Raw genomic sequence first — 25,439 nt, 5'->3', positions numbered from 1 at the left:
AAGCGCATTCTGCCAAACTAAGCTGAACGCAGCGGACTACTTTCATGCCGTACCCGTCGGATGCCCTCCCCGCCCGCTCGGCCGAACCCTACGTGTTGGTAGCGGATGACGATGCGACCAGCCGCTGCTTCCTGGGGGATGGTCTGCGGCAGCTAGGTGCTCGCGTCGCCCTCAGCGCGGATGGGGGTGAGGCGCTGGATCAGGCGAGCAACCATGCGTTCGATCTGTTGCTGCTCGATTGCCGCATGCCCGATACCGATGCGGTCAGTGTGCTGACCCGCCTGCGTAACGACCCGCAGGCGCGTTCGCTATGCAGCCCTGCGGTCGCCAGCAGCGCGGAGCTCGATGTCAGCGAGCAGCAAGCGCTGCTCGCCGCCGGTTTCCATGCCGTGCTGCTCAAGCCGTGCACGTTGCTCGATTTGCGGAACATCCTGACGCTTGCCACCACCCATCGCCATGATGCCCCCGTGCTGGACGATGGACTGGCGTTGAGCACCAGCGGTACGCCTACCGTGGTTCAGGCACTGCGCAGCCTGTTTCGCCAAGAGCTGTTGAACATCTATCAGGAGCTGGATGGTCTAAGTTCGGATGCCGGCGCGCTGTTGGCTCGCTTACACAAGCTGCGCTCTTCCTGCGGATTCTGCGGCGCATCCGCGCTGTCCGAACATATTGTGGCCTTGCAACAGCATCTGAAACTGGCCCATCACGGTGCCATGTTGCCTTTGGCGGATTTTCGCGAGTCGCTGCGAAAGACCATCGAGGCGCTAGAAACGCACTAACGACGCGCGAGCGCTCCGCGCAATACGCGCCAGGCGCGCAGCTCGACACCACCCAGGTGGAAACGGATCAACTCGCGCATCATGCCGCGCAAGGCGTGCAACCCTTGCGCATCGGGCATGCGGTCTTCAAGAAGCAACAGGAGATCCGCGCCTCGCAGCGCGCCAGGATCGCTGGCGCTGCACCTCACCGGACCATGTTCGGGCCGGTACGCGTACAGCACATCCGCTTGCAGCGACTCGCCGCTATCCGCATCGCTATCGAGTTGCAGGGCGTAACCGAGCGCGTCGAGCAGATCCCGTTCGAAACGGCGCAGTTGCCAGGCCAGTGATTCTCCAGTTGCGAGACGCGAAAGGACCTGCGCGTAAGCAACATAGAGCGACAGATGCGGATCCTGCCGCTCCGTCATTCGCACGACCAGTTCGTTGACATAGAGACCAGCGAGACCCGCATCCCCCAACAGGCGCAACGACGCCGTAGCGGACTCGGCGTTACGCAAAGTGGCTAGCTCGCCGCGCATGTGCAGATCCAGCACAAGCGGCTGGAACGGTTCGAGTTGTGCTCGCTGCAAGCGACCGCGCTGGCTGCGTACGCCGCGGGCGACGACGCCGATGCGGCCGTAATCGCGCGTCAGGCATTCGAGCAGTAGCGACGTTTCCCGGTAAGGTCGTGTGTGAAGCACAAAGGCGGGTTGTTGCTCAACGAGCATGGTCGCCGATACCCCATCCTGGCCTCATTAATCCGTGTAGCCGAACTGCTTCAACATCGCCTCGTCATCCACCCAGCCCTCGCGGACCTTCACCCAGAGCCGGAGGAAAACCTTGCGATCGAACATGCGCTCCATATGACGGCGAGCCGCTGTGCCAATCGCTTTCAACTGCTCACCACCCTGGCCGATGACAATAGCTTTCTGACCGTCGCGCTCGACCCAGATCACGGCATGGATTTCCGCAATACCATCCGGACGATCCTGAAATTGCTCGATTTCGACGGTGGTGGCGTACGGCAGTTCTTGATCGAGCCGCAGCATCAATTGTTCGCGCACCATTTCGGCAGCCAGGAAGCGTTCGCTGCGATCCGTGATTTCATCTTCGCCGAATACCGGTGCGCGCACTGGCAGGCGCGTGAGGATGTCGCGGGTAAGCGCTTCAAGACCTTTGCGCTTGAGTGCACTCACGTAGTGCACGGCGTCGAAGCTGTGTTTTTCGCTCAACTCGGCGATGAAGGGCAGCAACGTTGTTTTGTCTTTGCTCAGATCGACTTTGTTGATGACCAGCAGGCGTGGAATTTTCTGTTCGGCCAGCGCTTCGTAAAGCGCCTCATCCTCATCGGTCCAGCGACCGGCCTCGATCACTTGCACGGCCACCTCGACTTCGCTGATGGCCGAACGAACGGCGCGATTGAGGCTGCGGTTCATGGCGCGCTTGGCGCCGCGGTGCAGCCCCGGCGTATCGACGTACAGGATCTGACCCGCTTCGCTGGTCGCGATGCCGAGTATCCGATGTCGCGTCGTCTGCGGCCGGGGACTGACAATCGACAGGCGAAAACCGATTAAAGCATTGAGCAGGGTCGACTTGCCGACATTGGGCCGGCCGGCCAGCGCTACGAATCCGCAACGGAAATCCGGATGCGGCAATTCGTGGTCAGCGAGGTCATAGCCTTCGCGTTCGTCGTTCATGGCACAGGGTTACTCTTTGTAGATAGGCGTAAGCATGGCGCTGCGCGTCGGCAAACGCCACTGGATCGGGAATGTGTGTCCCGAAGTGAGAAACGGGTTAAGGCCTGCCGGAGCGATACCGGCCATTCCTGGGTGTTAGCGACCGTCCTGGGTGTCTAGCAAGCGGCCAAGCACGAGTTCGGCGGCATCCTGCTCGGCGAGCCGTCGGCTGCTGCCGCGGCCTGCGGCTGTCATCGCGAACGGTTCGGCCACCACGCAATTCACGTCGAAGATGCGCGCATGGTCCTCGCCCTGCGTCCCCACCAATTCATACTGAGGTAAGGGCAAGCCTTGTGCCTGCAACCATTCCTGTAGTCGGGTCTTGGCATCTTTGGACGAGCGCGGCAGGGCTGCTACGCGGTCGGCAAAAAGGGTGCGTACCGTATCCTTGCAAGCCTCGAAACCGCCGTCGAGATAAACCGCCGCAACCAACGCCTCGAAGGCATCGGCCAAGATGGAGTCCCGCCGGAAGCCACCGCTTTTGAGCTCACCGGAACCAAGTTTCAGGCGCTCGCCGAGTTCCAGCTCGCGTGCCATGACCGCCAGCGCCTGACCGTTGACCAGCTGTGCGCGTAGGCGCGACATCTCGCCCTCGGTAGCCTTTGGATGCGTCTCATACAGCATCTCGGCAACGATAGCGCCGAGCAGGGCATCGCCGAGAAACTCCATGCGTTCATTGTTGGGCTTGCCCGCGCTGCGGTGAGTCAAAGCCAGCGCGGCAAGCGATGCATCGCGGAAGTGGTATTTCAATTCCACTGTTATTGCGGAGGAGCCACATTGCCTTGCACAGGCACGCTCTTGTCGAAATGGATCAGGAAATCGATGTTGTAGATGAATGGGACTTGTTTATCGTAGGAGACATGCAGCTGGTTGCCGCCGGCCCCCTGCCCCATCGTGATATCGCTAGGGTGGATCGTGGCGTCGTCGACATACTGGAAACCCAGCTTGAACATGAGTTCACGGCGAATCTCATCCAAGGATTTGCCTTCAACACCCTCGCTGGAAACCTGGTTCATCGCCTTCACGACGCCCGCGTACTCCGTATAGGAAGGCACCAGCTTCATGGCCATATAGGCGAAGAAGCCGACGACCGCCAAGACGATCAGGAATCCCATAAGCGTGATACCTGCCTGCTTCGATTTCATAGTCCCCTCGCTACGCCGCCGATGCGGCTCAACTTGACTCGAACCAACCTGACGAAGCGTACTTTGCCCGGTCGACGCTGACACCGCCAGCGACATGTTCACGATTTCGCGCCGTGCTGGCACGGGTATCAGTGGATTACCGTGCCGATACGGTGGAAATCGACGGCACCGGTATGCAGCCCCTTCCAGCTGAACCAGATCATGAAAGCCTTACCGACCAGGTTCTGTTCCGGCATGCACCCCCACCAGCGGCTGTCCTCGCTGTTTTCGCGGTCGTCACCCATCACGATGTAGCAGTTTGGCGGTACTACCGATGGCACGCGCGCGTTGGGGATCGGCGGCGTCGGGCCGCGCGAAGGCATGCGGGCAATCAGGTGATTGACCGAACCGAGATGCTCTTTCCAGAGCGTAGCGTTGTTGTACAACAGCTCATTGTCCTCGGCACGATTCGGATTGCCCGTGAACGGACCGATTTCCGTGTCAACGACCGGTTTGCCATTGATGACGATCTGGCTGTCACGCACTTCGATCGAGTCGCCGGGCAGCCCAATGATGCGCTTGATCCAATTCTGGCTGGCAACGGGCGCGTGCGGGTCGGCACAAGTGATGTCGCCGCTGCGAACGACGTTGCCGTTCTGATCTTGGCAGATGTAGCCCGGGAAGCGAAAAACGATCACGTCACCGCGCTTGGGTTCGCCCAGGCTGACAATCTTGTTGTTGAAGGCCGGCAGGCGCAGGCCGTAGGCAAACTTGTTGACCAGGATGAAATCACCGACATCCAGCGTCGGCATCATCGAACCGGACGGGATGCGAAACGGCTCGGCCACGAAGGAGCGCAGCAGCAGCACGACAAAGATCACCGGGAATAGCGAACGTGCCCAGTCCACCGGCACCGGATCGCGGTACTCATCGCCGGCTGCGGCCAAGCGCGCCGCACGCTTCTTGTAGAGAAACAGGCGATCTAGCCCCCACACCACGCCGAACACGACGGCGAGGGCGAGCAAAATTGCCGAAAAATCAAAATCCATGCGATGACTCCATAGCCTGCTGCTATTTGTCTACTTTAAGCACGGCAAGGAAAGCTTCCTGTGGAATCTCCACCCGACCGACCTGCTTCATGCGCTTCTTGCCTTCTTTCTGCTTCTCCAGAAGCTTCTTTTTGCGGCTGACATCGCCGCCATAGCATTTGGCCAGCACGTTCTTGCGCAACGCTTTCACCGTCGAGCGCGCGATGATCTGGGCGCCAATGGCAGCCTGGATCGCCACGTCGAATTGCTGGCGCGGGATCAGATCCTTCATCCTCTCGACCAAGTCGCGTCCGCGGCGATCGGCATGGCTGCGATGTACGATCAGGCTGAGTGCGTCGACGCGGTCGCCGTTGATCAGCACATCCACACGCACGAACGGACCCGCATCGAAACGCTCTAGGTGATAGTCCATCGAGGCATAGCCGCGCGAGACCGACTTCAGCTTGTCAAAGAAATCCAGCACCACTTCAGCCAGAGGAAGCTCATAGCTGATCTGCACCTGGGTGGCGAGATACTGGATCGATCGCTGCACACCGCGCTTCTCTTCGCACAACGTAATGATGTTGCCGATGTAATCGGGGGGCGTAAGGATATTGGCGACGATGATCGGCTCGCGAATCTCTTCGATCTGCGGCGATGGCGGAAGCTGCGCCGGATTGTCCAGCTGCATGACCGAGCCATCTGTCTTGAGGATCTGATAGACCACGGTAGGTGCGGTGGTAATCAGATCGAGATCATATTCGCGCTCCAGGCGCTCCTGCACGATTTCCATATGCAGCATGCCAAGGAAGCCGCAGCGGAAACCGAAGCCCATGGCTTCGGAGCTTTCCGGTTCGAAGAACAGGGCGGCATCGTTGAGACGCAGTTTGTCCAATGCCTCACGCAGTGCGGGATAGTCGTCGGCGGAGACCGGGAACAGGCCTGCGAACACGCGCGGCTGCATGGTCTGGAAGCCGGGCAATGGATGCGCTGCGGGTTTGCCCGCCAGGGTCAGTGTGTCGCCCACGGGAGCGCCGTGTACGTCCTTGATCGAGGCGGTAATCCAGCCCACCTCGCCCGCGCCGAGTTTGTCGAGCTTCTTGCGCTTGGGGGTGAATACGCCCACTTCGCTGACTTCGTGAGCACGCCCGGTAGACATCACCAGCAACTTGTCACCGGGCTTGATCTCACCCTGCATGATGCGCACCAGCGACACCACGCCCAGGTAGTTGTCGAACCAGGAATCGATGATCAGTGCCTGCAGGCGATCGGTATCGCGCGGCTTCGGCGGCGGAATGCGCGCGACGATGGCTTCGAGCACTTCGATCACGTTCTGACCGGTCTTGGCGCTTACCGAGACGGCATCCTCGGCGTGGATGCCGATGACTGCCTCGATCTCGCCCTTCACTTTCTCCGGATCGGCGGTGGGCAGATCGATCTTGTTGAGCACCGGCACCACTTCCAGCCCCTGCTCCACCGCCGTGTAGCAGTTGGCCACCGATTGAGCTTCCACGCCCTGCGCCGCGTCTACGACCAGCAGCGCACCTTCGCAGGCGGCCAGCGAGCGGCTTACTTCATAAGAGAAGTCGACGTGACCGGGGGTGTCGATGAAATTGAGCTGATAGGTTTTGCCGTTGCGCGCCTTGTAGGGCAGCGATACGGACTGCGCCTTGATCGTGATGCCGCGTTCGCGTTCGATCGGGTTGCTGTCCAGCACCTGGGCTTCCATCTCGCGCTCGGCCAAACCGCCGCAGATCTGGATGATGCGGTCGGCAAGTGTGGACTTGCCGTGATCGATGTGGGCGATGATGGAGAAGTTGCGGATCAGTTCCATGGGCACGCTGTCAGCTTCACCGCCCCGCGCGATGCATAGGCAGCCTATCACCGGGATGGCGATATTAGCCGCTTATTATCGCATGGAATGCCCGTCCGAACTGTACGCACGAGTCCGCAAATTGGGGAGCCTGCCATGACAGGCAGGCTCCCGAGTCGACTCAACCGTTCTTGTCGGTAGGAATCGTCAGGGCGAGGAAGTTGCTGGAGTCGCCGCGGCGCACCAGCAACAGCACGGTGTCGCCCGGTTTCACGCCTGCAGTGGCGGCGCGAAACTCCTCGGCGCTGCCGATCTTCTTCTGATTCACCATGAGGATCACGTCACCGGGCTGCAAACCGGCCGTGGCAGCCACAGGGCCGGTGACGTTCTGAACGACCACCCCTTCGCCAGGCTGCAGGCCGAGCTGATGCCGGGTGTCCTGGTCCAGACCTTGCACGCTCAGGCCCAAAGCATCGGCACCCCCGCTCGGCATCGGCTTGCCCGCGGCGGAACGCCCATTCTGGTCGCGAGGCATGGTGCCGATGGTGACGTTGACCGTCTTTTCGTGCCCATCGCGCAGGATCTGCACCGGCACCGTCGTGCCCGGCTTGGTCATCGCAACCAGGGGCGGCAAGTCCGCACCTTGTTCGATCGCATGACCATTGAAGGCAAGGATGATGTCGCCCGATTGCAGACCGCCTTTCTGTGCAGCGCTGTTCGGCGATACGCTGACCACGATCGCACCTTTTGCGCTATCGAGCTTGAGAGCCTTGACTACATCGTTATCGACGGGCTTGATCATCACGCCAAGCTCGCCGCGGGTGACGTAACCCTTGGTCTTGAGCTGATCGACAACGTTCATGGCCACGTCGATCGGAATCGAAAAGGCCACCCCCTGATAACCGCCGGTGTCCGAATAGATCTGGGAGTTGATGCCGACGACCTGCCCTTGCAGGTTGAACAATGGACCGCCGGAATTACCGCGATTGATCGGTACGTCGGTCTGGATGAAGGAGGTATCAGGTTGATCCTGGCTACCGAGATTGCGGCCCACGGCACTTACGATGCCCTGAGTGACGGTGTAGTCGAAACCGAACGGCGAGCCGATAGCCAACACCCACTGACCGGGCTTGAGTAGACGCGAATCGCCAATGGTTACTGCCGGCAGCGTTGCGCCCGCATCGACTTTCAGCAGCGCAATGTCGTAAGTTGGATCGGTACCGACAACCTTGGCAGTCAATGTGCGGCGATCCTGCAGCCTGACGGTAACCGTGTCGGCATGATCGACCACATGGTTATTGGTAAGGATGTAACCATCGCTGGAGATGATGAACCCCGAACCCAGCGAGGTACGCGCCTGCTCTTCGGGTGACGGCATCATCGGCATACCGAAGAAGCGCCGGAAGATTTCCATCTGGTCGGCATCCGGCCCCTGATCCGGTCCCTGCATGGATGAAGCACCGGAATCCTTGGGACGTCGACCGGCGTATTTGGCTTCCACATGCACAACGGCGGCGGCGTTCTTTTGCACAATGCCGGTGAAATCCGGCAGGGACGCAGTGCCCGGGGCCGCTTGCGCCAACGCCCCATCGGGTTTGGCGAAGCCCGCAACCAAAACACAGCCCAATAAGCAGCCAAATAGACCGCTGAAAACATGACTGCGGACGAGACGGGGGTGACTCATGGTTCCTCCTCTGTTCTGGGCGCGCTACCCCAGCTCCATGGCTCGTAGGACGGAACGGGAGGAGGCGCGATAAAGAAATCGGGAAGTGTTACTACCGGTACCGAAAAAACAGCGGGGACTTAACGCCCCGCCGCTGCCTGATAGGCCGGCTTTTGCGCCGCGGAGCTTGTCTGCGGCGTATCGATCAGCAGCAGGTAGCTGCCATCGCGATTGTCCAGCGCCTTGTAACCGTTCACGGAATAGTCCTGGCCATTCAACGGATAGCGCTGGAACAACGGATTGTCGGACGGATCGCCCAGCGTGACAGACGCGCGCTGGCTCAACCCGGAGGCCGAATAAACACTCAACGAGGGTGGCAGGGTAGCTAGCATGTTATTGGCGCGCGCTGCGCCCATCGGCGACCGAGTAGCAACAGACGTGGTGTCTTGGGGCGTCACGCCGGCGGTAAGCGGAGCGGATCGCCTGGAATCGGGCGCGGTCGGTTGTGAAACCATCAACGCAGCAACGGCAACGCTGGCAGCGATTGCACCGCCGACGGACAGGCGCAACCAATCCCGACGCTTCGGGGTGATCGATGAGGCCGCTTGTTCGTCTTCGATAAGCTGCATCACGCGCGATGCAAAGCCGGAGCCGGCCATCGGCGGCAGCTGGCGGCGTAGACCCTCGCCTGCAACGTGGTAGCGACTCCAGACCTGCAGCAGTGACGCATCGTGATCGAGTCGACGCAGCAAAAAGCGCAATTCCTCCCGGGACAGCTCGCCGTCCATCGCAGCAGAGAGGGTTTCCATATTGGTTTCACTCATGACATCCGATCCTCGCGGTCTGACAGCAGCGGCCGCAACTTTTCGTCGATTGCCTCGCGTGCCCGGAAGATACGAGAACGCACCGTTCCGATCGGGCAGCCCATGGATTCGGCAATCTCTTCGTAGCTGAGGCCTTCCACTTCACGCAGGGTAATGGCTGTCCGCAGCTCCTCGGGCAAAGCTTGGACAGTGGCGAACACCGTTTGTTCAATTTCTTGGCGCATTAATTCACGTTCAGGCGTGGCGCTCTCCTGCATGCGGTCGGCACCGGGCACGAAAACGGCATCCTCAATCGCAATATCGTCCGCCGGTGGGCGGCGCCCCATCGCCACAAGATGGTTCTTGGCCGTATTCACGGCAATTTTGTACATCCAAGTATAGAAAGCGCTTTCGCCCCGGAATGAGCCGATCGCCCGCCAGGCCCTAACGAAGGCCTCCTGGGATACATCTTCGCACTCGGCATAATTGTGTACGTAGCGAGAAATGAGCCCGATGACCTTGTGCTGATACTTCCGCACCAGCAAATCGAAAGCACGCTTGTCCCCATTTTGTACACGCTCAACCAGCGCCCTATCGAGTTCGTTGTCGCCCATCCGGGCCGTCTCCTTCGTCACTGGGCCATACCGGGATACCGTCCATCGGATGGGTGATCTGCTCAGACCCGTACGATGCCGGCAAGTTCAGCACAGACAGCGAGGCCACCGGACGATTCTAAGATAGGGACGCTCAGAGCGGGCTCAAGCCGGCAGCCCGTCCGGTACGCCAGACAGCAGCCGCTCACGCTCGCCCAGCAGACGTTCGAAACTCGCATGCGGCAAGGGTCGGCAGAACAAGTAGCCCTGCAGCTCATCGCAATGGTTGGCGCGCAAGAACTGCAGATGTTGCTCGATCTCCACGCCTTCGGCCACCACGCCGCGTTTCAGTCGGTGCGCCATCTCGATGGTGGCACGCACGATAGCTTCGTCGTCGGGATCGACGCCAATGTTGCGCACGAAGCTCTGATCGATCTTGATGCGATCGGCAGGTAGCTTGCGCAGGTAGTCCAGCGAGGCGGCGCCGGTGCCGAAATCGTCGATGGCGATGTGGCAGCCTTGCTGGTGCAATTTCTGCATGTTTTCCATGAGATTGGGCGCGGCCTTGATGCTGATGCTTTCTGTTACTTCCAGCTCCAGCATGCCCGGATCAAGGCCGGTTTCCTGCAGCACGCTTGCCACCAGTTCGGAGAGATCCGGCTGCATCAACTGCACAGCCGAAAGATTGACGCCCAGTCGCAAGCGCAATCCAAAACGATCTTCCCATTCTTTGGCTTGTTTGCAGGCCGTGCGCAATACCCACTCTCCGATCGAAACGATGAGACCCGATTCTTCGGCCAACGGAATGAAAAAGCCGGGGCCGATATTGCCGAGCTCGGGATGCTCCCAACGCAACAATGCTTCCATGCCGACGATGTCTTCCGTGCCCGCATGAATTTGTGGCTGATAGAAGACACGCAGTTCGCCGTTGCCTTCCGCATGACGAAGACGCGCTTTCAAGGCGGCGTTCTGCTGCTCCTGCGCGGGACTGACATCGTAAACACGGTAGTTGTTGCGCCCCATGCTCTTGGCCGCGTACATCGCTTCGTCCGCGTGCTTGAGTAGGGTTTCGGCATCCGGTGCATCTTCCGGAAAGAAACTGATACCGATGGATGCCGTCACCTGCAACTCGGGACCGTCGTCCAGATGCAACGGCACATCCATCAGTTGCACGATTTTCTCGGCAACACGCAATACGTCATCGGTTTTCACGATGTGCCTGAGCACGATCGTGAATTCGTCACCTGCATAGCGAGCGACCGTATCGGAGGCACGCACGCTGCTGCGAAGACGTTGTGTAACGGCGACCAGCACCTGGTCGCCGACGGCATGCCCCAGGGTATCGTTGATGAACTTGAAACGATCCAGATCAACGAACAACACGGCAAAGCATTCGCCCGTTCTGTTCGCTTCGCGAATGATCGTGTCGAGGCGATCGTTGAACAGCAGTCGGTTGGGCAAGCCGGTAAGCGCGTCCAACAATCCCTCTGCACGTCCCTGCTCGCGCGTCCGGCGCAGCTCGAGCATGTGTGCAAAATGCGCCGCCGCACAATGCAGCACCGGTTCCACGATCTCCGGTTCACCGAAGGGATTGCGGCTGCCGGCCAACAGAGCACCCAGAACGCTGCGCCGCTCGTCAACCAAAGGTAACCCGACGAATCCACGCAAACCCAACTGGCCGATCAGCGGATCGACATCGGCAAGCCGTCTGGCATCGTGCGGATGCATGAGGGTTCGACCGCCCAACACAAGCCGCAAGGAGCTCTGCAGCTGCGGCCCGGGCCAGTTCTGTTCATCGCCGCGCCAACGCTGCACGATCTGCACAGGAACACTGCTTTCTTCCGGGCGCGCCGACCAAACGGCGAGGTAATCCAGCCCCATTTCATCGAGCAACAGCTGGGCGGCATCCGTCACTCCCGCATCGTCGTGGCCACCGCTGAACAAGCGCGCCAGCAACGTCAAGGCGACGGCTGGGCGCACACCGGCACGATCACTGCGGAATTGGAGTGCGATCACTTCGCGACCGCCATGACGCACGCGACGCACGCTTGCCTCGCCGGTGTCGTGGCCACGGATCGATTTACGCTGGCAGGCAAGCCATCGCCGATCGCCATCGCCGAACGCCTTTTCCATGCTTATGCTTTCGAAGGACAGCACTTCGCGCAGCGGCAAGCCGGTCAATACGCTATTGGCCAGGCCGCTGTGCCGCATATAAGCGGGACTCGCCTCCACGACCTGTCCGGCCTGAGGGTCGACGATCAGCCAATCGCCATCGCCATCTTCGAAGACAAACCGATAGTCGCCACCGGACGGCTTCGCAGCAGCCGGTGGGCTGGGCACACTCGATGGTTTTTCTGCGACAACTGGCTTCTCGCCGCCACGCAGTTGTTGCCAGCGGGCGATCAGCTCGGTGCCGACTTGCGAGGCATACAACCAGCCTCCCACAACATCAGGCAGCTGGGTGGGTTTGATCGTTGCATCATCGACCAACACAGCAATGATGGGCGCATCCACGCACGGCGGCAGCAGACGCAATTGTTCGCATAGCGTAAGACTCGAGCGCCCATCGCCATCGAAGGCCACGACGATCAGAGACAGCGGTTCGCGCCCTTCCAGCAGAATGGCCGCGTGCGTCGTATCGCGCGCGGAATGAATCGGGGGATGTCCTTCACCGTCGAGTACGTCGAACAGTTCGCGCCGCAGCTCTCGCTGAGACGCCACCAGCAAAATACCAGCCTGAAACATCGCGTCCATCACAACAGCCAGCGTCCGTCGCGCAGTCGGGGGCGTTGCGCGGCTTGCGCCACACCGCTGATGCGCACTGCCACATCGTCGAAGCTGGCGATCAGGGTTGGCGCCGCATCCATCAGGACGACCCTGCGAACGTGCCCGGCGGGCGCACGCGCCAACTGCCGTAACAACGTGCTGTCCATCGCGGACATCGGCAAGGGAAACCGCTCGATCAGATAGACGCCGAAATGGATGCTCTGCTGGATATAGCGCAACGCATTGCCCAGACGTTGCGAACCCGGAATACGGGTATGCGCTTCGCGCAGGTTGCCCATGCCCGCTTCAGGCTGCCAGACATAGATGGACTGGCCACTATGGCGGGCGATGCCGCGAAACTGCTCGATCAGGGACTCGCTATCGGTATGTTCGAGCACGACCAGTCCACCGGGCGCGGTGAGGATGCGCTCGTAGATGTCGCTGCCGGCAAGCGGCGCAGGAGCCATCAGTGAAGTCATAGCGCCCAAAGGGAGAGTTGTCGCGCTCCGTACGTTACGCGCTCGCGCGCCAAGCGCAATAGCCGAAATGCCAGGGCGTGACCCATGCGGCACACCCGGATGCTGCTAGGTCGTATAAGCGTCGGTTCAGGACCTCCCGGGGTTCTGGTGTCTCGCAATCATAGCGGCGGGACGGTATGGTGAAGGTCTCTCGGCCATACCCCTATCCCCATGTTCGAAGGATTGCGTTTCAGTCACTGGAAAACGAGCCTGGACGACAGCGGCATCGTCACCCTTACCCTCGATCGCGCCAACAGCAGCGTCAACGCCATTTCCCGCGAAGTGCTGGACGAACTGGGCCAGATCGTCGAACGCCTGGCGATCGAAAAGCCCGCGGGTGTCATCATCCATTCGGCCAAGCCGAACGGGTTCGCGGTCGGTGCGGACATCAAGGAATTTGTCGAGTACGCCAGGCTGGGCACGGTGCAGGAAAACATCGAGAACGGCCAGCGGGTCTACGAATCGTTGGCACGCCTGCCCTGCCCAACGGTGGCAGCCATCCACGGCGCCTGCATGGGCGGCGGCACCGAGCTCATCCTGGCCTGCCAACAGCGCATTGCCGCTGACGATGAGAAAACACGGATCGGCCTGCCCGAGGTGATGCTGGGCATTCACCCAGGCTGGGGCGGTTCCGCCAGGCTGCCGCGACTCATCGGTGCGCCTGAAGCGCTGCCTGTGATGCTCACCGGCAAGGCTTTATCGGCCCGTCGGGCCAAGAACCTCGGGGTGGTCGACCGGCTTGCCCGTCCGGATGAGTTACTGCCGGAAGCCCGCGCCCTGTTACGTCATCCGCACGCGCGCCCGTTCGCGCAGCGCGCCAGGGCATGGGCGACCAACACCTGGCTTGCGCGGCAAATTCTTGCGCCCATGGTGATCAAACAGACGGCCGCAAAGGTGCGCAAGGAACACTACCCGGCGCCCTTCGCTTTAATCGATGTATGGAAACGCGGCGGTAGCAATATCCAGCAACGCTTGAAGCTGGAAGCACGTTCCGTATCCAAGCTCGCGCAAACACCCACCGCACACAACCTGATACGCATCTTCTTCCTGCAAGAACGCTTGAAGGGTCAAGGCAGCGGCGTAGATGCAGAGATCCGGCATGTGCATGTCGTCGGCGCCGGTGTTATGGGTGGCGACATTGCGGCCTGGGCTGCGTTCAAAGGGTTTGACGTCACACTGCAAGATCGCGAGATGAAGTTCATCCAGCCCGCGCTGGACCGCGCCCGCGCGCTGTATGAGAAAAAACTCAAGACGCCCGAAAAGGTGGAAGAAACGTATCGCCGTTTGCGCGCGGATGTGGAAGGTAGCGGTATAGCCCAGGCCGACCTTGCGATTGAAGCGATCTTCGAGAACGCCCAAGCCAAGGAAGCGCTATACGCAATCATCGAGCCACAATGTCGTAGCAACGACATCCTGGCCAGCAACACGTCCTCGATTCCGCTTGATGAACTGCGCAAGGGGCTGAAAGCACCACAGCGCTTTTTAGGCCTACATTTCTTCAATCCCGTAGCGCAGATGCCTTTGGTGGAAGTGGTACGCCACGATCAACTCGATCCAGCCATCGAAAAGCGCGCGCTAGCTTTCTGCAAAGCCATCGGCAAGCTACCGGTGGCGGTCAAGGGCACGCCAGGTTTCCTGGTTAACCGCATCCTGATGCCTTACTTGCTCGAGGCGTTGCGTCTTTACAACGAAGGCGTGCCGGGTCCGGTGCTGGACAAGCAGGCCAAGAGCTTCGGCATGCCGATGGGCCCTATCGAACTGGCCGACACGGTTGGACTGGATGTATGTGCCTCGGTGGGCAAGGAACTGGCGCCCTTCCTGGGTCTGGAGCTGCCGCCTGGTCTGGAGGACAAACTCGAAGCAGGCAAGCGCGGCAAGAAGGATGGCCAGGGTCTTTACACCTGGCAGGACGGCAAACCGCAGAAGCCCGAAGTCGATCCCGATTACACGCCACCGCCGGATCTGCAGGACCGCATGATCCTGTCGATGGTGAACGAAGCGGTCGCATGCCTGGGGGACAAAGTGGTGGACGATGCGGATCTGCTGGACGCCGGCGTGATCTTCGGCACCGGCTTCGCACCCTTCCGCGGCGGTCCGATTCAGTACGTGCGCAGCGAAGGCGCAGAGAACATTCGGCAGAAGCTCGAAACGCTGTCCAAGCGTTATGGCGAACGTTTCGCGCCAAAGAATGGCTGGGATCATCCGGCGTTGAAGCAGAGCGGATTCGAGTTTCCGCCTAACTCCTAACGTGGATTGCGGGCCTTATGCGAAGGTGCTGTCACGCACCTTCGCAACGTGCACTTACCACATCAAATCATCAGGCACGCCGTCCTCACCTACGCCACCGGCGGAAGGATCGACCAGCAACGCCACCAGATGGGAATCAATCGCGCGCACCTGCTCAGCGATCGATTGCGTGACCAACACATAGCGACCGCCGTTCTGGACGATGCCAAGCTTGCCCGCATTGAGCTCGGCTAGCTGCGTAGCATCGACGTACAGACGACGGATCTTGCCACCGTATTCGAAGTGGCGAACCTGATCGACGTCGGCCTTATTCAGCGCATTGCCTTCAAGCAACTGCTGCACCTTGGCTTTGCGCTCGCGTCTTACACGCGCCTGTTCGGCGGCTTCCTGCTCGGCACGCTTGCGCTCGTTGGCTTCGGTCTGCGCGCGTATGGCATAAGCCTTTGCCAGGTCGATCTCCTCCTGGCTGCGGGCAGGACGCGGCTTGTGCGGCGGCTTGCCCTTCCCCGAAGAAGCACTGGGCTTCGCCGCGGGCTGCTGCTGGCGCTTCTCGTCCCTGATCTGTTTGACAATGCCGCTCTTGAGCAGCTGATCTCGTAGTGAATCGACCATGATCAAAATCCGATATTACGTGTTGCGTTTCAGTAATGCGGCGGTGGCGGTTCGGAATGTGGATCGTGACCCTGGCCTGTCCGTACCGATGCCAGTTCACTGCGCAAATCGTGGATCATGCGCTCCAGCGCGGCTATGCGCATAGATTGTTCGGCGTCGGCCGCGACCAGAGCCTGCACAGCATCGTCGATAAAGGCGAGCCGCACTTCCAATTCCACCAGACGTTGCTCGTGACTAGTCATCGTCATTCTGGACGGAACACACTGCGCCCACGGCCGATGCCGTAGTACGCCAAACCGGCTTCTTCAACCGCTTCGGGCTCATACAGATTGCGTCCGTCAAAAACGGCAGGTTCCTTCAGCATGGCGCGAATGCGCACGAAATCAGGGCTACGGAACGCCTTCCATTCCGTGACGATCGCCAGCACATCGGCACCCTCCAACGCCTGATAGGCGTTCTCGCACAACACCAGATCGCTGCGCTGCCCGTATACGCGATGCGTTTCCTCACGCGCCTCCGGATCGAATGCGCGCACCGTCGCGCCTGCTTCCCACAATGCTTCCATCAGGCTACGGCTGGACGCCTCGCGCATATCGTCGGTGTTGGGTTTGAACGCTAGACCCCATAGGGCAATCGTTCGTCCGCGCACGTTTCCGTCGAAGTAGTGCTGAATGAATTGGAACAGCTTGGCCTTTTGGTCGACATTGACCGCTTCGACCGCACTCAGCAAGCGTGCTTCGTAACCTACAGATCGAGCGGTACGTTCGAGTGCCTGCACATCTTTGGGAAAGCACGAGCCACCATAACCGGCGCCCGGATAAATGAAGTGGTAGCCGATACGCGGATCCGAACCGATGCCTTGCCGCACGAGTTCCACATCGGCGCCGACCAGCTCGGCAATGTTGGCGATTTCATTCATGAAACTGATCTTGGTCGCCAGCATCGCATTTGCGGCGTACTTGGTCAGCTCGGCAGAACGCACGTCCATAACTACAGTGCGATCATGATTGCGATTGAATGGCGCATACAGTTTGCGCAGCAGTTCGATGGCGCGCTCGCTGGAACTGCCTATCACGATGCGATCCGGACGCAAGCAATCTTCGACCGCATCGCCTTCTTTCAGGAATTCGGGATTGGATACCACGTCAAAATCGATGTCGGCACCGCGCGCCGAAAGTTCGGCGGCAACCGCTTTACGTACACGATCAGCCGTACCGACGGGCACGGTGGATTTATTGACGACTACCGCGTAGCGATCCAGATGCCGCCCGATCGTCTTGGCCACACCCAAGACATATTGCAGATCCGCACTACCGTCTTCGTCGGGCGGCGTTCCTACGGCAATGAAAATGATCTGCGCATGTGCGATGGACGATGATGCATCGGTCGTAAAGTCGAGCTGCCCATTGGCGTGATTTCGCCGCACGACAGGTTCCAGTCCCGGCTCGAAGATGGGTATCTCGCCGCGCGCGAGGCGAGCCACCTTGTCCTCATCAATGTCGACGCAAACCACATGGTTGCCCATCTCGGCCAAGCAAGCCCCGGTGACAAGACCCACATAACCGGTTCCGAAAATGGTGACTTTCATCTATGGGATCACAGCCTCGTTTGTGGCCGCCGATTCTAGCAGGGCATATAAGAAACCCCAGTGTCAGGGATCCATGCGCGGAATGCACTGAAAGAAACAGGGCGCGAATTGCTTCGCGCCCTGCTCGGTGTACTACCCGCGATGCGTGCTAGTAATTACTGCCCGCCGCCGGCTTCGCCGCCACCCGGAGCGCCCTGCTGAGGCGCCGCGCCTGCTGCGGTCGGACCGGTGCTGATCAGCGTCACGTCGAAGATCAACGTTTCATTCGGCGGGAACTGGCTCTGCGGCTCAGCGCCATAGGCGAGGTTCGCCGGAATGAAGAGCTTGTAATGACCGCCAACCTGCATCAGCTGCAGACCTTCGCGGAAACCCGGAATCACGCGGGCCAGCGGGATCGAGGCCGGTCCAGGCGGGTTGTGCTTCGACGACGCGTCGAAAACATCGCCATTCAGGAAGGAACCGGAGTAGTCGATCTTGACCGTGTCATTCGGACCCGGACGTGCGCCCGTGCCTTGCGAAAGCACCTGGTACTGCAGGCCCGAAGCCGTGGTCTTCACGCCAGCAGCCTTCTTGTTCTTGGCCAGGAAAGCGTCGCCCTCGGCTTTGTTCTTCGCCGAGAAAGTGTCGTATTCCTGCTTGCCTTTGGCTTGCGCCTGCGTCACGAAGTTCTTCCACACCGTCTCTGCTTCGGCGTCGGAAATGGTCGGCTTTTGGCCGGACAACGCAGCGGTAACGGCCTGACCGACAGCCGCCGGATCCACCATCCCGCGCATCGGGGCAGGAATCTGTCCAACTAACTGGTAACCAAGAATCTGGCTGGCCTTGGCCTTGTCGTACGTACCGGTACCGGTGGTGGACGTCTGGGCCTGCGCGCCAGCAGTCATGCCCAGCGCTACAGCCAGCGCGGCCGCCGTCAGCGTGGGTCGCAGAAAATGCTTCATTTGGAACTCCCTCGTAATGGATATGCCGGCGAGCCGGCCGGACCTCCCCCAAATGGAGGCTGGCCCCGCATTGTGCGGTGTCCTGTCCGGTCTTGGCAACGACGTTTGGTAATTGACCATCAGCCAGGATAAAGGTTCAGCCGCATGAGTGTGCGCGGCTTCTCATTCAGCTTCATTCGTGACCGGCAGATGACGGCTTTTCCAGGGTTTCACGCAATGCAGCCTGCAATCGCGCATGCAGCTTGACCATCCCGCGCCAAAGCACGATAGCGAGGGCTACGGACACGGCGATGAGAGATAGCGCTACGCCACGCGGCGGCAAAATCGCAGAGCTCAGCACACTGACCAGAATCGCCAGGGCCATTAGAGTCGCCAATGGGATCATCTTCGCAAGAACCTGCCGGATGGCTTGCGTATATCCCCCGGCGAGGCTCTCCCTGATACCTAGCTCGGCCAGCAACATGCCAAGAGCCTCCGCTTTGCGGTACACCGCGATCAGCAGCGGCAATGACAAGAACAGAGCACTTGCCCAGATGACCGAGTGACGCAGATCAAGCCCAAGTCCCAAGCGCTCGAACCAGTCTGCGTTATGTGCATTCACGTAAGCGCCGATGACGAACAACGTCACCACTAGCGCCACGTTCACGGCGATGTGCCACAGCAGTCGGCGAAACATCGCCGCCAACGTGGCGTTCTCCTCGACGGGACGAAGGTTCTCCAGCCACCCGCTGTAGCTGCTCACCAGCAATCGCAGAGGCCGAGGCAGAGTGCGCCGTCCAGCACGCGCGAGCAGATCGGTAGAGCGAAGCAAATAGGGTGAAGCGAGCATGCAAATCAGTGCGGCAGCGACGGCGATCGGATAGATAAAGTCGTTGATCGCACCAAGTGTCAGCCCCAGTGTGGCGATCACAAAGGAAAACTCGCCGATCTGCGCCATGCAAAGTCCGGTGCGCAAAGAAGTGCGTGGATCGTGTCCTATGAAAAACACACCCACGGTGCAGACCACGCTTTTGCCGATCATCACCGTCAACGCAATGAGCACTGCCGGCAAGGCGTAGTGTGCGAGTTGCGTCGGGTCGATCTTCAGGCCAATGGCGACGAAAAACAGCGCAGCGAACATATCGCGCAACGGCTCGACAAGATGCACGACACGCGGCGCATTGCGTGCCTCCGCAACGACGGCACCTGCCAAAAAAGCCCCCAAAGCACCGCTGAAACCGAGCCACTGGGCAAGCAAGCTCGCACCAAAACAGATGCCGAGCACACTAACGAGCAGCGTTTCGTCACGATCAAAATGCGCGATGTAGTCGACCAGTCGCGGCAATAGCAGCAGCCCGACGATCATGCCTGCAATGACAAACAAACCCAGGTGCCCGATGAGGCTGAGAGCCGCCCCGGTTTGCACGGTTCCGCTGATAGCGACGGCAGTGAGCAAGGTCAAAATCACAATGGTCAGCATGTCCTCGGCCACCAGCATGCCGACTACCAGCCGCGCGAAGGGCCATTGCCTCAGACCGCCTTCCATCAAAGTGCGCGTAGCCACCATGGTCGAAGACAGGGCCATGATCGCGCCAAGAAACAAGGCATTTCTGCTGCCCCAGCCGAACAGCAGGCCCAGCCCATAGCCGACCCACAACATGAACCCGACCTCGATCACCGTAACAAGCAGCAACGCGCCGCCCACCTGGCGCAACTTGCGTACGCTGAACTCGAGCCCCAGCGTGAACATCAGCAGGACGACACCGAGATTGGAGATATCTCCGATCGTGCGCGGATCGGCCACCAGCACACCCGGTGTATGCGGGCCGATCACCACACCTGCCAGGATGTAGCCAGGCAATACGGGCAATCGCAGGAGCTGGAACAGCACCGTTGTCGTGCCAGCCACCAGCATGACGAGCGCAAGGTCGCGGATAAAACCGATATCGTGCATGCCCTTCCTCGCGTCCGTGTCTCGACGACAGCTTAAACCGAAGCGGCATACCGGCTGGGCACGATAAAGGGAGGGACTCGATTCATCTGTCAGCGTGTTTTTTTCCAAAAATCGCTTGACGGAATTCAGGTACCACCCTATTCTTTCTGGCTTCCAGCGGCGGGGCCATAGCTCAGCTGGGAGAGCGCCTGCATGGCATGCAGGAGGTCGGCGGTTCGATCCCGCCTGGCTCCACCAACACATACGTCCCCATCGTCTAGAGGCCTAGGACATCACCCTTTCACGGTGGCGACCGGGGTTCGAATCCCCGTGGGGACGCCAATTCAAGCGAATTGGAAAAGGACTTAGTGTGTGAGGTCGCTGGAACGTTGTACAACGCGGAGCGGTAGTTCAGTCGGTTAGAATGCTGGCCTGTCACGCCGGAGGTCGCGGGTTCGAGTCCCGTCCGCTCCGCCATTTTTTTATAACGATCGTCTTCGCAAGAAGCCCGCTGCCTCGCGGGCTTTTTTGTTGCCCGTCGAACGACTATTTCACCGCGCGTTCCAGCGTGCCGGACGAGTGCCCCTGCTCGGCCAGGTATTCCAGCCATCGCGCCAAGAAGCTGTTCATTTGCAGCCGGTGCTGGAACACGGTGTGTGCTGGCGTAAACGGCCCAAGCACTTGCCACAGGTGTCGTCCCGGGTGGCAATGCAATGCCTCGGCGACATGCGCATCGTTGTAGACACGCAGTTGCGCAGACGGTGCACGGCGACCCGTCTGCGCATCGACAAACCCATAAGTAAGTTCCAGCTCGAGCGTGTACGGATGGCACTCTTGCACCACGAGGTGCACCGGCAGGCCGTCGTCCACATCCGACACGTAATCGCCCAAGGCAAGCTGCTGCGGCGCAAATAGGCGCGTCAGCCGATGGTAGTTTTCGGCATAAAGGCCCATCAGGAACTCGAAGCGTCCCGGTAACAGGGCAGTACGGCGGTCGAGCACGGCACTCATGGGTGTACGGAAACCTCTATCGCTCAGAACATGGTTTTTTCGATACCGAACTGATCGAAGATTTTGCTCGCAATCTCTTCGATCGAAACGTGCGTTGTGTTGAGAGACGGAATACCGGCCTGACGCATCAGCCGATCCGCCTGCTCCAGCTCCCACCGGCATTGCTTTAGCGTGGCATAACGGCTGCCTGGGCGCCGCTGTTCGCGAATCTGCGCCAGGCGTTCAGGTTCAATGGTCAGGCCGAACAGGCGTTGCTTGTAGTTGCGCAAGCGCGAGGGTAGTTCGAGCTTTTCCAGATCTTCGTCGGTCAACGGGTAATTGGCGGCGCTCACGCCGTAATGCAAGGCCATGTACAAGCAGGTTGGCGTTTTGCCCGAGCGCGACACGCCTATAAGGATCAGATCGGCCTGTGCGTAGTCCACGTCGATGCCATCGTCGTGGCTCAACGCGTAATTAGTGGCGTTGATACGCGCCTCGTACTTGGCGAAATCCACCAGACCGTGGGAACGGTTGACGGCGCCGGAATGACGGGTTCCCAGTTCGTCTTCGAGCGGGCCGATAAACGGCGCGAACACATCCAGTATCAGCGCGCCGCTGGTTGCGACGATCTCGCACAAATTGGAGTCGGCCATCGTATTGACCACGATCGGACGTTGCCCGCTTTGCGCGTAACGGGTCTTGATTCGCAGCGCGGCCGTCTCGGCTTTGTGCGGGTCGTCGATAAATGGCAGGCGATGCTTTTCGAACTGCACCCCCTCGAACTGAGCGAGGATGCTGTTTCCGATCGTCTCGGCGGTAATACCAGTCGAATCGGAGATGAAAAAAACCGAGCGCTGCATGCTGGATCCGTGGGTTGGGAAGGTTCCTGCCTTGCACCATATCTCAAGCACGCAAACCTGTCTTTGCTTGACCAACACCTGACTGGTATGCAGTTGGCGCGGCACGAAGGCGCAATGGTCTTCTTGTGCCGCGCACCATCGGCAGCGGACAATACCAGTCTTGTGCGGCCCGTTTCCCCCGTGCCGCCCCCAGCCATGTATGACGAGCTCTTGAGGAGACTCCCTTGAACGATCTGGTGCTTTGGCTCGACCAACTGCGCATGACTGACCTTGGCAAGGTCGGCGGTAAAAATGCGTCGCTCGGCGAGATGATCGGCAACCTGGCCCAGCTAGGGGTTTCCGTGCCCGGCGGTTTTGCCACGACGGCGGACGCCTTCCAGCAATACCTCGAAAAAAGCGGTCTAGCCAAGCGCATCGCCGAACGACTGGTCACGCTAGATGTCGATGACGTCGACGCGCTGGTCGCCGGCGGCAAGGAAATCCGTGGCTGGATCGTCGACACCGCCCTGCCCGCCGAACTCGAACAAGCCATCCGCGAGGCCTACGTCAAGCTGTGCAAGGACGCCGGCAGCGACAATATCGCCGTCGCCGTGCGCTCCTCCGCCACCGCCGAAGATCTGCCGGACGCCTCCTTCGCCGGCCAGCAGGAAACCTTCCTCAACGTAGTCGGCATCGACGACGTGTTGCACAAGGTCAAGGAAGTCTTCGCCTCGCTTTACAACGACCGCGCCATTGCCTACCGCGTACATCAGGGATTCAAGCACGAAGACGTGTTCCTCTCCGCCGGCGTGCAGCTGATGGTGCGCTCGGACGTGGGCGCCTCTGGCGTGCTGTTCACGCTCGACACCGAATCGGGCTTCCGCGATGTGGTGTTCGTCACCGGCAGCTATGGTCTGGGCGAGATGGTGGTACAGGGCGCCGTCAATCCTGACGAGTTTTACGTCTTCAAACCCACGCTACGGGAAGGCAAGCCCGCCGTGCTGCGCCGCAGCCTTGGCGCCAAGCAGCAGCGCATGGTGTATTCGAACAAGCCGGGCGAGCGTGTGCGCATCGAAGAAACGCCTGCCGCCGATCGCAACCGTTTCTGCATCAACGATGCGGACGTGCAGGAACTGTCCAAGCAGGCGCTGGTGATCGAAAAGCACTACGGCCGTCCCATGGACATCGAGTGGGCGAAAGACGGCAACACCGGCAAGCTCTACATCGTGCAGGCGCGTCCGGAAACGGTGAAGTCGCGCGCACACGCGACGCAGCTTGAGCGCTTCCATCTCAACGAGAAAGGCAAGGTGCTGGCCGAAGGCCGTGCCATCGGCCAGAAGATCGGTGCAGGTAAGGCGCGTGTGATCCGCTCACTCGCCGACATGAACAAGGTGCAGCCGGGCGACGTGCTCGTTGCTGACATGACCGATCCCGATTGGGAGCCGGTGATGAAGCGCGCTTCGGCCATCGTCACCAATCGCGGTGGTCGTACCTGTCACGCGGCGATCATCGCGCGCGAGCTGGGCGTGCCCGCCGTGGTCGGCACAGGCAATGCGCTGGATTTGATTCCGGATGGGCTCGGCGTAACCGTGTCCTGCGCCGAAGGCGACACCGGCACCATCTACGAAGGTCAGCTGAAGTTCGATCGCGTCACCGCTGACCTCGGAGCCATGCCCGAAGCGCCCCTCAAGATCATGATGAACGTCGCCAACCCGGAACGCGCATTCGACTTCGGCATGTTGCCCAATGCCGGCATCGGCCTGGCGCGCCTGGAGATGATCATCGCCAGCCACATCGGCGTGCATCCGAAGGCCTTGCTCGAATACAGCAAGCAGGATGCCGACACCAAGGCAAAGATCGACGCGCGCATCGCCGGCTATGCCGATCCGGTGAGTTTCTATGTGGATCGTCTCGCCGAAGGCATCGCCACCATCGCCGCATCGGTCTATCCGAAGCCGGTGATCGTGCGCCTGTCCGACTTCAAGTCCAACGAATACGCCAACTTGCTCGGCGGTTCGCGCTACGAGCCGCACGAAGAAAACCCGATGATCGGCTACCGCGGCGCCAGTCGTTACGTCGATGCCGGTTTCGCCGAATCGTTCGGCCTGGAATGCAAGGCCGTCAAGCGCGTGCGCGAAGTGATGGGTCTCACCAACGTATGGGTGATGATTCCGTTCGTGCGCACGCTCGATGAAGGTCGCAAAGTGGTCGACGTGCTGGGCAAGAACGGCCTGAAGCGTGGCGAGCACGATCTGAAGGTCATCATGATGTGCGAGCTGCCATCCAACGCCCTTCTCGCTGACGAATTCCTCGATATTTTCGACGGCTTCTCGATCGGCTCGAACGACCTTACCCAGCTCACCTTGGGCCTGGACCGCGACTCCAGCGTGGTCGCCCACTTGTTCGACGAACGCGATCCGGCAGTGAAGAAGCTGCTGTCCATGGCCATCCAGACCGCGCGCAAACGCGACAAATATGTCGGCATCTGCGGCCAGGGCCCGTCCGATCATCCGGATCTGGCCGAGTGGCTAATGGATCAAGGCATCGAATCGGTGTCGCTCAATCCAGATACCGTGGTCGACACGTGGCTACGTTTGGCCAAGCGCAAAGCCGACTGATCGAAACAGCACGTAACGCGATGGGGCGGTGGCAACACCGCCTCATTTTTTTGCCCCGCGAAACTAGACGGCGCTTGCGTTGTCCACCTTTGCTAAGGAACGAATGATCCCTCCACCGACAGCCCAGGGGTATGCCATGCGCGGCTTCACGCAATTCCTTTCCAGGAACAAAGGATTCATCACCTTCATGCTCTGCATGATCATGTTCCGCAGCGCCCTGGCCGATTGGAGCGTGGTACCGACCGGTTCGATGCAACCCACCATCCAGATCGGCGACCGCATCGTGGTGGACAAAGCGGCCTACGACATCCGTGTACCGCTTACCCATATATCGCTGCTGCACTTGGCCGATCCCCAGCGCGGTGACATCGTTGTGCTCGATTCGCACGCCGCGCGCGAGCGCCTGGTGAAGCGAGTGATCGGAATTCCCGGAGACGAGGTGGCCATGCGAGGGAACGTTCTTTACGTCAACGGCGTTGCGGCCAACTACTCACCCGCAGCGGTAAAGGGCATCCACGACGACCAGCAGGATCCGGCCCGCTACGCGATCGAGCGGGTGGGCGTTATGCAGCACCTTATCCGGTTGTCCCTCTACCGTCCCAGCGAAGCGCGCGATTTCGGTCCGGTGTCGGTCCCTCCCGGTCAATATTTGTTGTTAGGCGACAATCGCGACAACAGCATGGACTCGCGTTACTTCGGCTTTTTTCCGCGTAACGAAATCGTTGGGCGCTCGCGCTACGTGGCGCTTTCCCTGGATCCTAACAATGACTACTTGCCTCGAAAACAGCGTTTTGCGGCCAGGCTAGACGGCTACGGCGAAGCGGCGGCCACCAGGTAAGCGAGCTGCCCGCCAGTTGTCATGACTACGTCCAGCACGTATCATGTCCGGC

The 25,439-nt window shown here is 60.2% G+C and carries 22 protein-coding genes and 3 tRNA genes; 7 read left to right on the top strand and 18 right to left on the bottom strand.

All coding sequences use genetic code 11. The features are described 5' to 3' along the window. Nucleotides 1-44 precede the first annotated feature (44 nt). Complete coding sequence (locus tag QQL64_RS03400; RefSeq protein ID WP_284395904.1) at nt 45-779, top strand: response regulator; 735 nt, start codon at nt 45-47, stop codon at nt 777-779. Here QQL64_RS03400 and recO read toward each other — a convergent pair. The 11 genes from recO to QQL64_RS03345 form a co-directional block, all read right to left on the bottom strand. After that, a complete protein-coding gene (gene recO, locus QQL64_RS03395) occupies nt 776-1,486 on the bottom strand; it encodes a DNA repair protein RecO (RefSeq protein WP_284395902.1) in 711 nt (236 codons plus the stop codon). The genes QQL64_RS03400 and recO overlap by 4 nt on opposite strands. Nucleotides 1,487-1,513: 27 nt before the next feature. Continuing rightward, complete coding sequence (gene era, locus QQL64_RS03390; protein ID WP_284395900.1) at nt 1,514-2,455, bottom strand: GTPase Era; 942 nt, start codon at nt 2,453-2,455, stop codon at nt 1,514-1,516. Between the two features lie 135 nt (nt 2,456-2,590). After that, nucleotides 2,591-3,250, bottom strand: a complete 660-nt coding sequence (rnc, locus tag QQL64_RS03385; RefSeq protein ID WP_284395899.1) for a ribonuclease III — start codon at nt 3,248-3,250, stop codon at nt 2,591-2,593. A 2-nt stretch (nt 3,251-3,252) separates the two neighbouring features. Then, entirely contained in the window at nt 3,253-3,735 is a 483-nt protein-coding gene (locus tag QQL64_RS03380; RefSeq protein ID WP_284399628.1) for a DUF4845 domain-containing protein, read from the bottom strand. Between the two features lie 32 nt (nt 3,736-3,767). Next, the gene (gene lepB, locus QQL64_RS03375) at nt 3,768-4,667 is read right to left on the bottom strand and encodes a signal peptidase I (RefSeq protein WP_284395898.1); all 900 of its coding nucleotides are present in this window, start codon (nt 4,665-4,667) and stop codon (nt 3,768-3,770) included. Nucleotides 4,668-4,689: 22 nt separating this feature from the next. Further along, nucleotides 4,690-6,480 (bottom strand): translation elongation factor 4, encoded by a 1,791-nt coding sequence (gene lepA / locus QQL64_RS03370; RefSeq protein ID WP_284399625.1) that lies wholly within the window; start codon nt 6,478-6,480, stop codon nt 4,690-4,692. A 160-nt stretch (nt 6,481-6,640) separates the two neighbouring features. Beyond that, the gene (locus tag QQL64_RS03365; RefSeq protein WP_284395896.1) at nt 6,641-8,143 is read right to left on the bottom strand and encodes a DegQ family serine endoprotease; all 1,503 of its coding nucleotides are present in this window, start codon (nt 8,141-8,143) and stop codon (nt 6,641-6,643) included. Between the two features lie 119 nt (nt 8,144-8,262). After that, nucleotides 8,263-8,946 carry a sigma-E factor negative regulatory protein gene (locus QQL64_RS03360; protein WP_284395894.1) on the bottom strand — a complete coding sequence of 228 codons (684 nt, stop codon included), beginning with the start codon at nt 8,944-8,946 and terminating at the stop codon, nt 8,263-8,265. After that, on the bottom strand, nt 8,943-9,539 hold the full coding sequence (rpoE, locus tag QQL64_RS03355) for an RNA polymerase sigma factor RpoE (RefSeq protein ID WP_284395892.1): 597 nt from the start codon (nt 9,537-9,539) through the stop codon (nt 8,943-8,945). Before rpoE ends, QQL64_RS03360 begins: the two co-directional genes overlap by 4 nt. A gap of 144 nt (nt 9,540-9,683) precedes the next feature. Continuing rightward, complete coding sequence (locus QQL64_RS03350) at nt 9,684-12,272, bottom strand: putative bifunctional diguanylate cyclase/phosphodiesterase (protein ID WP_284395891.1); 2,589 nt, start codon at nt 12,270-12,272, stop codon at nt 9,684-9,686. Continuing rightward, nucleotides 12,272-12,751: a hypothetical protein gene (locus tag QQL64_RS03345; RefSeq protein ID WP_284395890.1), complete on the bottom strand. Its 480-nt coding sequence runs from the start codon at nt 12,749-12,751 to the stop codon at nt 12,272-12,274. Before QQL64_RS03345 ends, QQL64_RS03350 begins: the two co-directional genes overlap by 1 nt. 222 nt (nt 12,752-12,973) lie before the next feature. On the opposite strand from QQL64_RS03345, the gene QQL64_RS03340 reads away from it, so the two are divergent. Then, a complete protein-coding gene (locus tag QQL64_RS03340; RefSeq protein ID WP_284395888.1) occupies nt 12,974-15,049 on the top strand; it encodes a 3-hydroxyacyl-CoA dehydrogenase NAD-binding domain-containing protein in 2,076 nt (691 codons plus the stop codon). A gap of 54 nt (nt 15,050-15,103) precedes the next feature. Here the strand turns inward: QQL64_RS03340 and QQL64_RS03335 are convergent, their stop codons facing one another. The 5 genes from QQL64_RS03335 to QQL64_RS03315 form a co-directional block, all read right to left on the bottom strand. Further along, nucleotides 15,104-15,661, bottom strand: coding sequence for a DUF2058 domain-containing protein (locus QQL64_RS03335; protein ID WP_284395886.1), 558 nt, complete (start codon nt 15,659-15,661; stop codon nt 15,104-15,106). 29 nt (nt 15,662-15,690) lie between these two features. Next, nucleotides 15,691-15,903 carry a SlyX family protein gene (locus tag QQL64_RS03330; protein ID WP_284395885.1) on the bottom strand — a complete coding sequence of 71 codons (213 nt, stop codon included), beginning with the start codon at nt 15,901-15,903 and terminating at the stop codon, nt 15,691-15,693. 2 nt (nt 15,904-15,905) lie between these two features. Next, nucleotides 15,906-17,249, bottom strand: coding sequence for a UDP-glucose dehydrogenase family protein (locus QQL64_RS03325; RefSeq protein ID WP_284395884.1), 1,344 nt, complete (start codon nt 17,247-17,249; stop codon nt 15,906-15,908). Nucleotides 17,250-17,404: 155 nt separating this feature from the next. Beyond that, the gene (locus tag QQL64_RS03320; RefSeq protein WP_284395882.1) at nt 17,405-18,190 is read right to left on the bottom strand and encodes an FKBP-type peptidyl-prolyl cis-trans isomerase; all 786 of its coding nucleotides are present in this window, start codon (nt 18,188-18,190) and stop codon (nt 17,405-17,407) included. Between the two features lie 172 nt (nt 18,191-18,362). After that, complete coding sequence (locus tag QQL64_RS03315) at nt 18,363-20,123, bottom strand: cation:proton antiporter (RefSeq protein ID WP_284395881.1); 1,761 nt, start codon at nt 20,121-20,123, stop codon at nt 18,363-18,365. A gap of 161 nt (nt 20,124-20,284) precedes the next feature. On the opposite strand from QQL64_RS03315, the gene QQL64_RS03310 reads away from it, so the two are divergent. The 3 genes from QQL64_RS03310 (at nt 20,285) to QQL64_RS03300 (ending at nt 20,579) form a co-directional block, all read left to right on the top strand. Further along, nucleotides 20,285-20,360 (top strand) — tRNA-Ala (locus QQL64_RS03310). A gap of 8 nt (nt 20,361-20,368) precedes the next feature. Beyond that, nucleotides 20,369-20,444: transfer RNA gene (locus tag QQL64_RS03305), tRNA-Glu, on the top strand. Nucleotides 20,445-20,502: 58 nt separating this feature from the next. Then, nucleotides 20,503-20,579 (top strand) — tRNA-Asp (locus QQL64_RS03300). Between the two features lie 69 nt (nt 20,580-20,648). On the opposite strand, the gene QQL64_RS03295 is transcribed toward QQL64_RS03300, so the two are convergent. Together QQL64_RS03295 and ppsR are read right to left on the bottom strand one after the other, a co-directional pair. Continuing rightward, the gene (locus tag QQL64_RS03295; protein WP_284395880.1) at nt 20,649-21,113 is read right to left on the bottom strand and encodes a DUF1249 domain-containing protein; all 465 of its coding nucleotides are present in this window, start codon (nt 21,111-21,113) and stop codon (nt 20,649-20,651) included. Nucleotides 21,114-21,136: 23 nt separating this feature from the next. Next, the gene (ppsR, locus tag QQL64_RS03290) at nt 21,137-21,952 is read right to left on the bottom strand and encodes a posphoenolpyruvate synthetase regulatory kinase/phosphorylase PpsR (RefSeq protein WP_284395879.1); all 816 of its coding nucleotides are present in this window, start codon (nt 21,950-21,952) and stop codon (nt 21,137-21,139) included. Between the two features lie 224 nt (nt 21,953-22,176). Between ppsR and ppsA the strand changes: the two genes are divergently transcribed. Both ppsA and lepB (QQL64_RS03280) read left to right on the top strand, forming a co-directional pair. After that, on the top strand, nt 22,177-24,549 hold the full coding sequence (ppsA, locus tag QQL64_RS03285) for a phosphoenolpyruvate synthase (RefSeq protein WP_284395878.1): 2,373 nt from the start codon (nt 22,177-22,179) through the stop codon (nt 24,547-24,549). 136 nt (nt 24,550-24,685) lie between these two features. Then, nucleotides 24,686-25,387: a signal peptidase I gene (lepB, locus tag QQL64_RS03280; protein WP_284395876.1), complete on the top strand. Its 702-nt coding sequence runs from the start codon at nt 24,686-24,688 to the stop codon at nt 25,385-25,387. The last annotated feature ends 52 nt before the right edge of the window (nt 25,388-25,439 follow it).

The sequence above is a fragment of the Dyella lipolytica genome (assembly GCF_030160075.1).
Taxonomy (GTDB): domain Bacteria; phylum Pseudomonadota; class Gammaproteobacteria; order Xanthomonadales; family Rhodanobacteraceae; genus Dyella_B; species Dyella_B lipolytica.
Note: the sequence above shows the minus strand (reverse complement) of the source record. Positions and strands in the feature narration are given on the sequence as shown.

Coding starts and splice junctions, on each gene's coding strand:
- era (WP_284395900.1), bottom strand. CDS start 2,455: ATGAACGACGAACGCGAAGGCTATGACCTCGCTGACCACGAATTGCCG.
- rpoE (WP_284395892.1), bottom strand. CDS start 9,539: ATGGGCGACAACGAACTCGATAGGGCGCTGGTTGAGCGTGTACAAAAT.
- QQL64_RS03350 (WP_284395891.1), bottom strand. CDS start 12,272: ATGGACGCGATGTTTCAGGCTGGTATTTTGCTGGTGGCGTCTCAGCGA.
- lepB (WP_284395876.1), top strand. CDS start 24,686: ATGCGCGGCTTCACGCAATTCCTTTCCAGGAACAAAGGATTCATCACC.
- lepB (WP_284395898.1), bottom strand. CDS start 4,667: ATGGATTTTGATTTTTCGGCAATTTTGCTCGCCCTCGCCGTCGTGTTC.
- lepA (WP_284399625.1), bottom strand. CDS start 6,480: ATGGAACTGATCCGCAACTTCTCCATCATCGCCCACATCGATCACGGC.
- QQL64_RS03380 (WP_284399628.1), bottom strand. CDS start 3,735: ATGTCGCTGGCGGTGTCAGCGTCGACCGGGCAAAGTACGCTTCGTCAG.
- QQL64_RS03400 (WP_284395904.1), top strand. CDS start 45: ATGCCGTACCCGTCGGATGCCCTCCCCGCCCGCTCGGCCGAACCCTAC.
- QQL64_RS03340 (WP_284395888.1), top strand. CDS start 12,974: ATGTTCGAAGGATTGCGTTTCAGTCACTGGAAAACGAGCCTGGACGAC.
- QQL64_RS03295 (WP_284395880.1), bottom strand. CDS start 21,113: ATGAGTGCCGTGCTCGACCGCCGTACTGCCCTGTTACCGGGACGCTTC.
- QQL64_RS03315 (WP_284395881.1), bottom strand. CDS start 20,123: ATGCACGATATCGGTTTTATCCGCGACCTTGCGCTCGTCATGCTGGTG.
- QQL64_RS03345 (WP_284395890.1), bottom strand. CDS start 12,751: ATGGCTCCTGCGCCGCTTGCCGGCAGCGACATCTACGAGCGCATCCTC.
- QQL64_RS03325 (WP_284395884.1), bottom strand. CDS start 17,249: ATGAAAGTCACCATTTTCGGAACCGGTTATGTGGGTCTTGTCACCGGG.
- ppsR (WP_284395879.1), bottom strand. CDS start 21,952: ATGCAGCGCTCGGTTTTTTTCATCTCCGATTCGACTGGTATTACCGCC.
- recO (WP_284395902.1), bottom strand. CDS start 1,486: ATGCTCGTTGAGCAACAACCCGCCTTTGTGCTTCACACACGACCTTAC.
- QQL64_RS03320 (WP_284395882.1), bottom strand. CDS start 18,190: ATGAAGCATTTTCTGCGACCCACGCTGACGGCGGCCGCGCTGGCTGTA.
- QQL64_RS03360 (WP_284395894.1), bottom strand. CDS start 8,946: ATGAGTGAAACCAATATGGAAACCCTCTCTGCTGCGATGGACGGCGAG.
- QQL64_RS03335 (WP_284395886.1), bottom strand. CDS start 15,661: ATGGTCGATTCACTACGAGATCAGCTGCTCAAGAGCGGCATTGTCAAA.
- QQL64_RS03365 (WP_284395896.1), bottom strand. CDS start 8,143: ATGAGTCACCCCCGTCTCGTCCGCAGTCATGTTTTCAGCGGTCTATTT.
- QQL64_RS03330 (WP_284395885.1), bottom strand. CDS start 15,903: ATGACTAGTCACGAGCAACGTCTGGTGGAATTGGAAGTGCGGCTCGCC.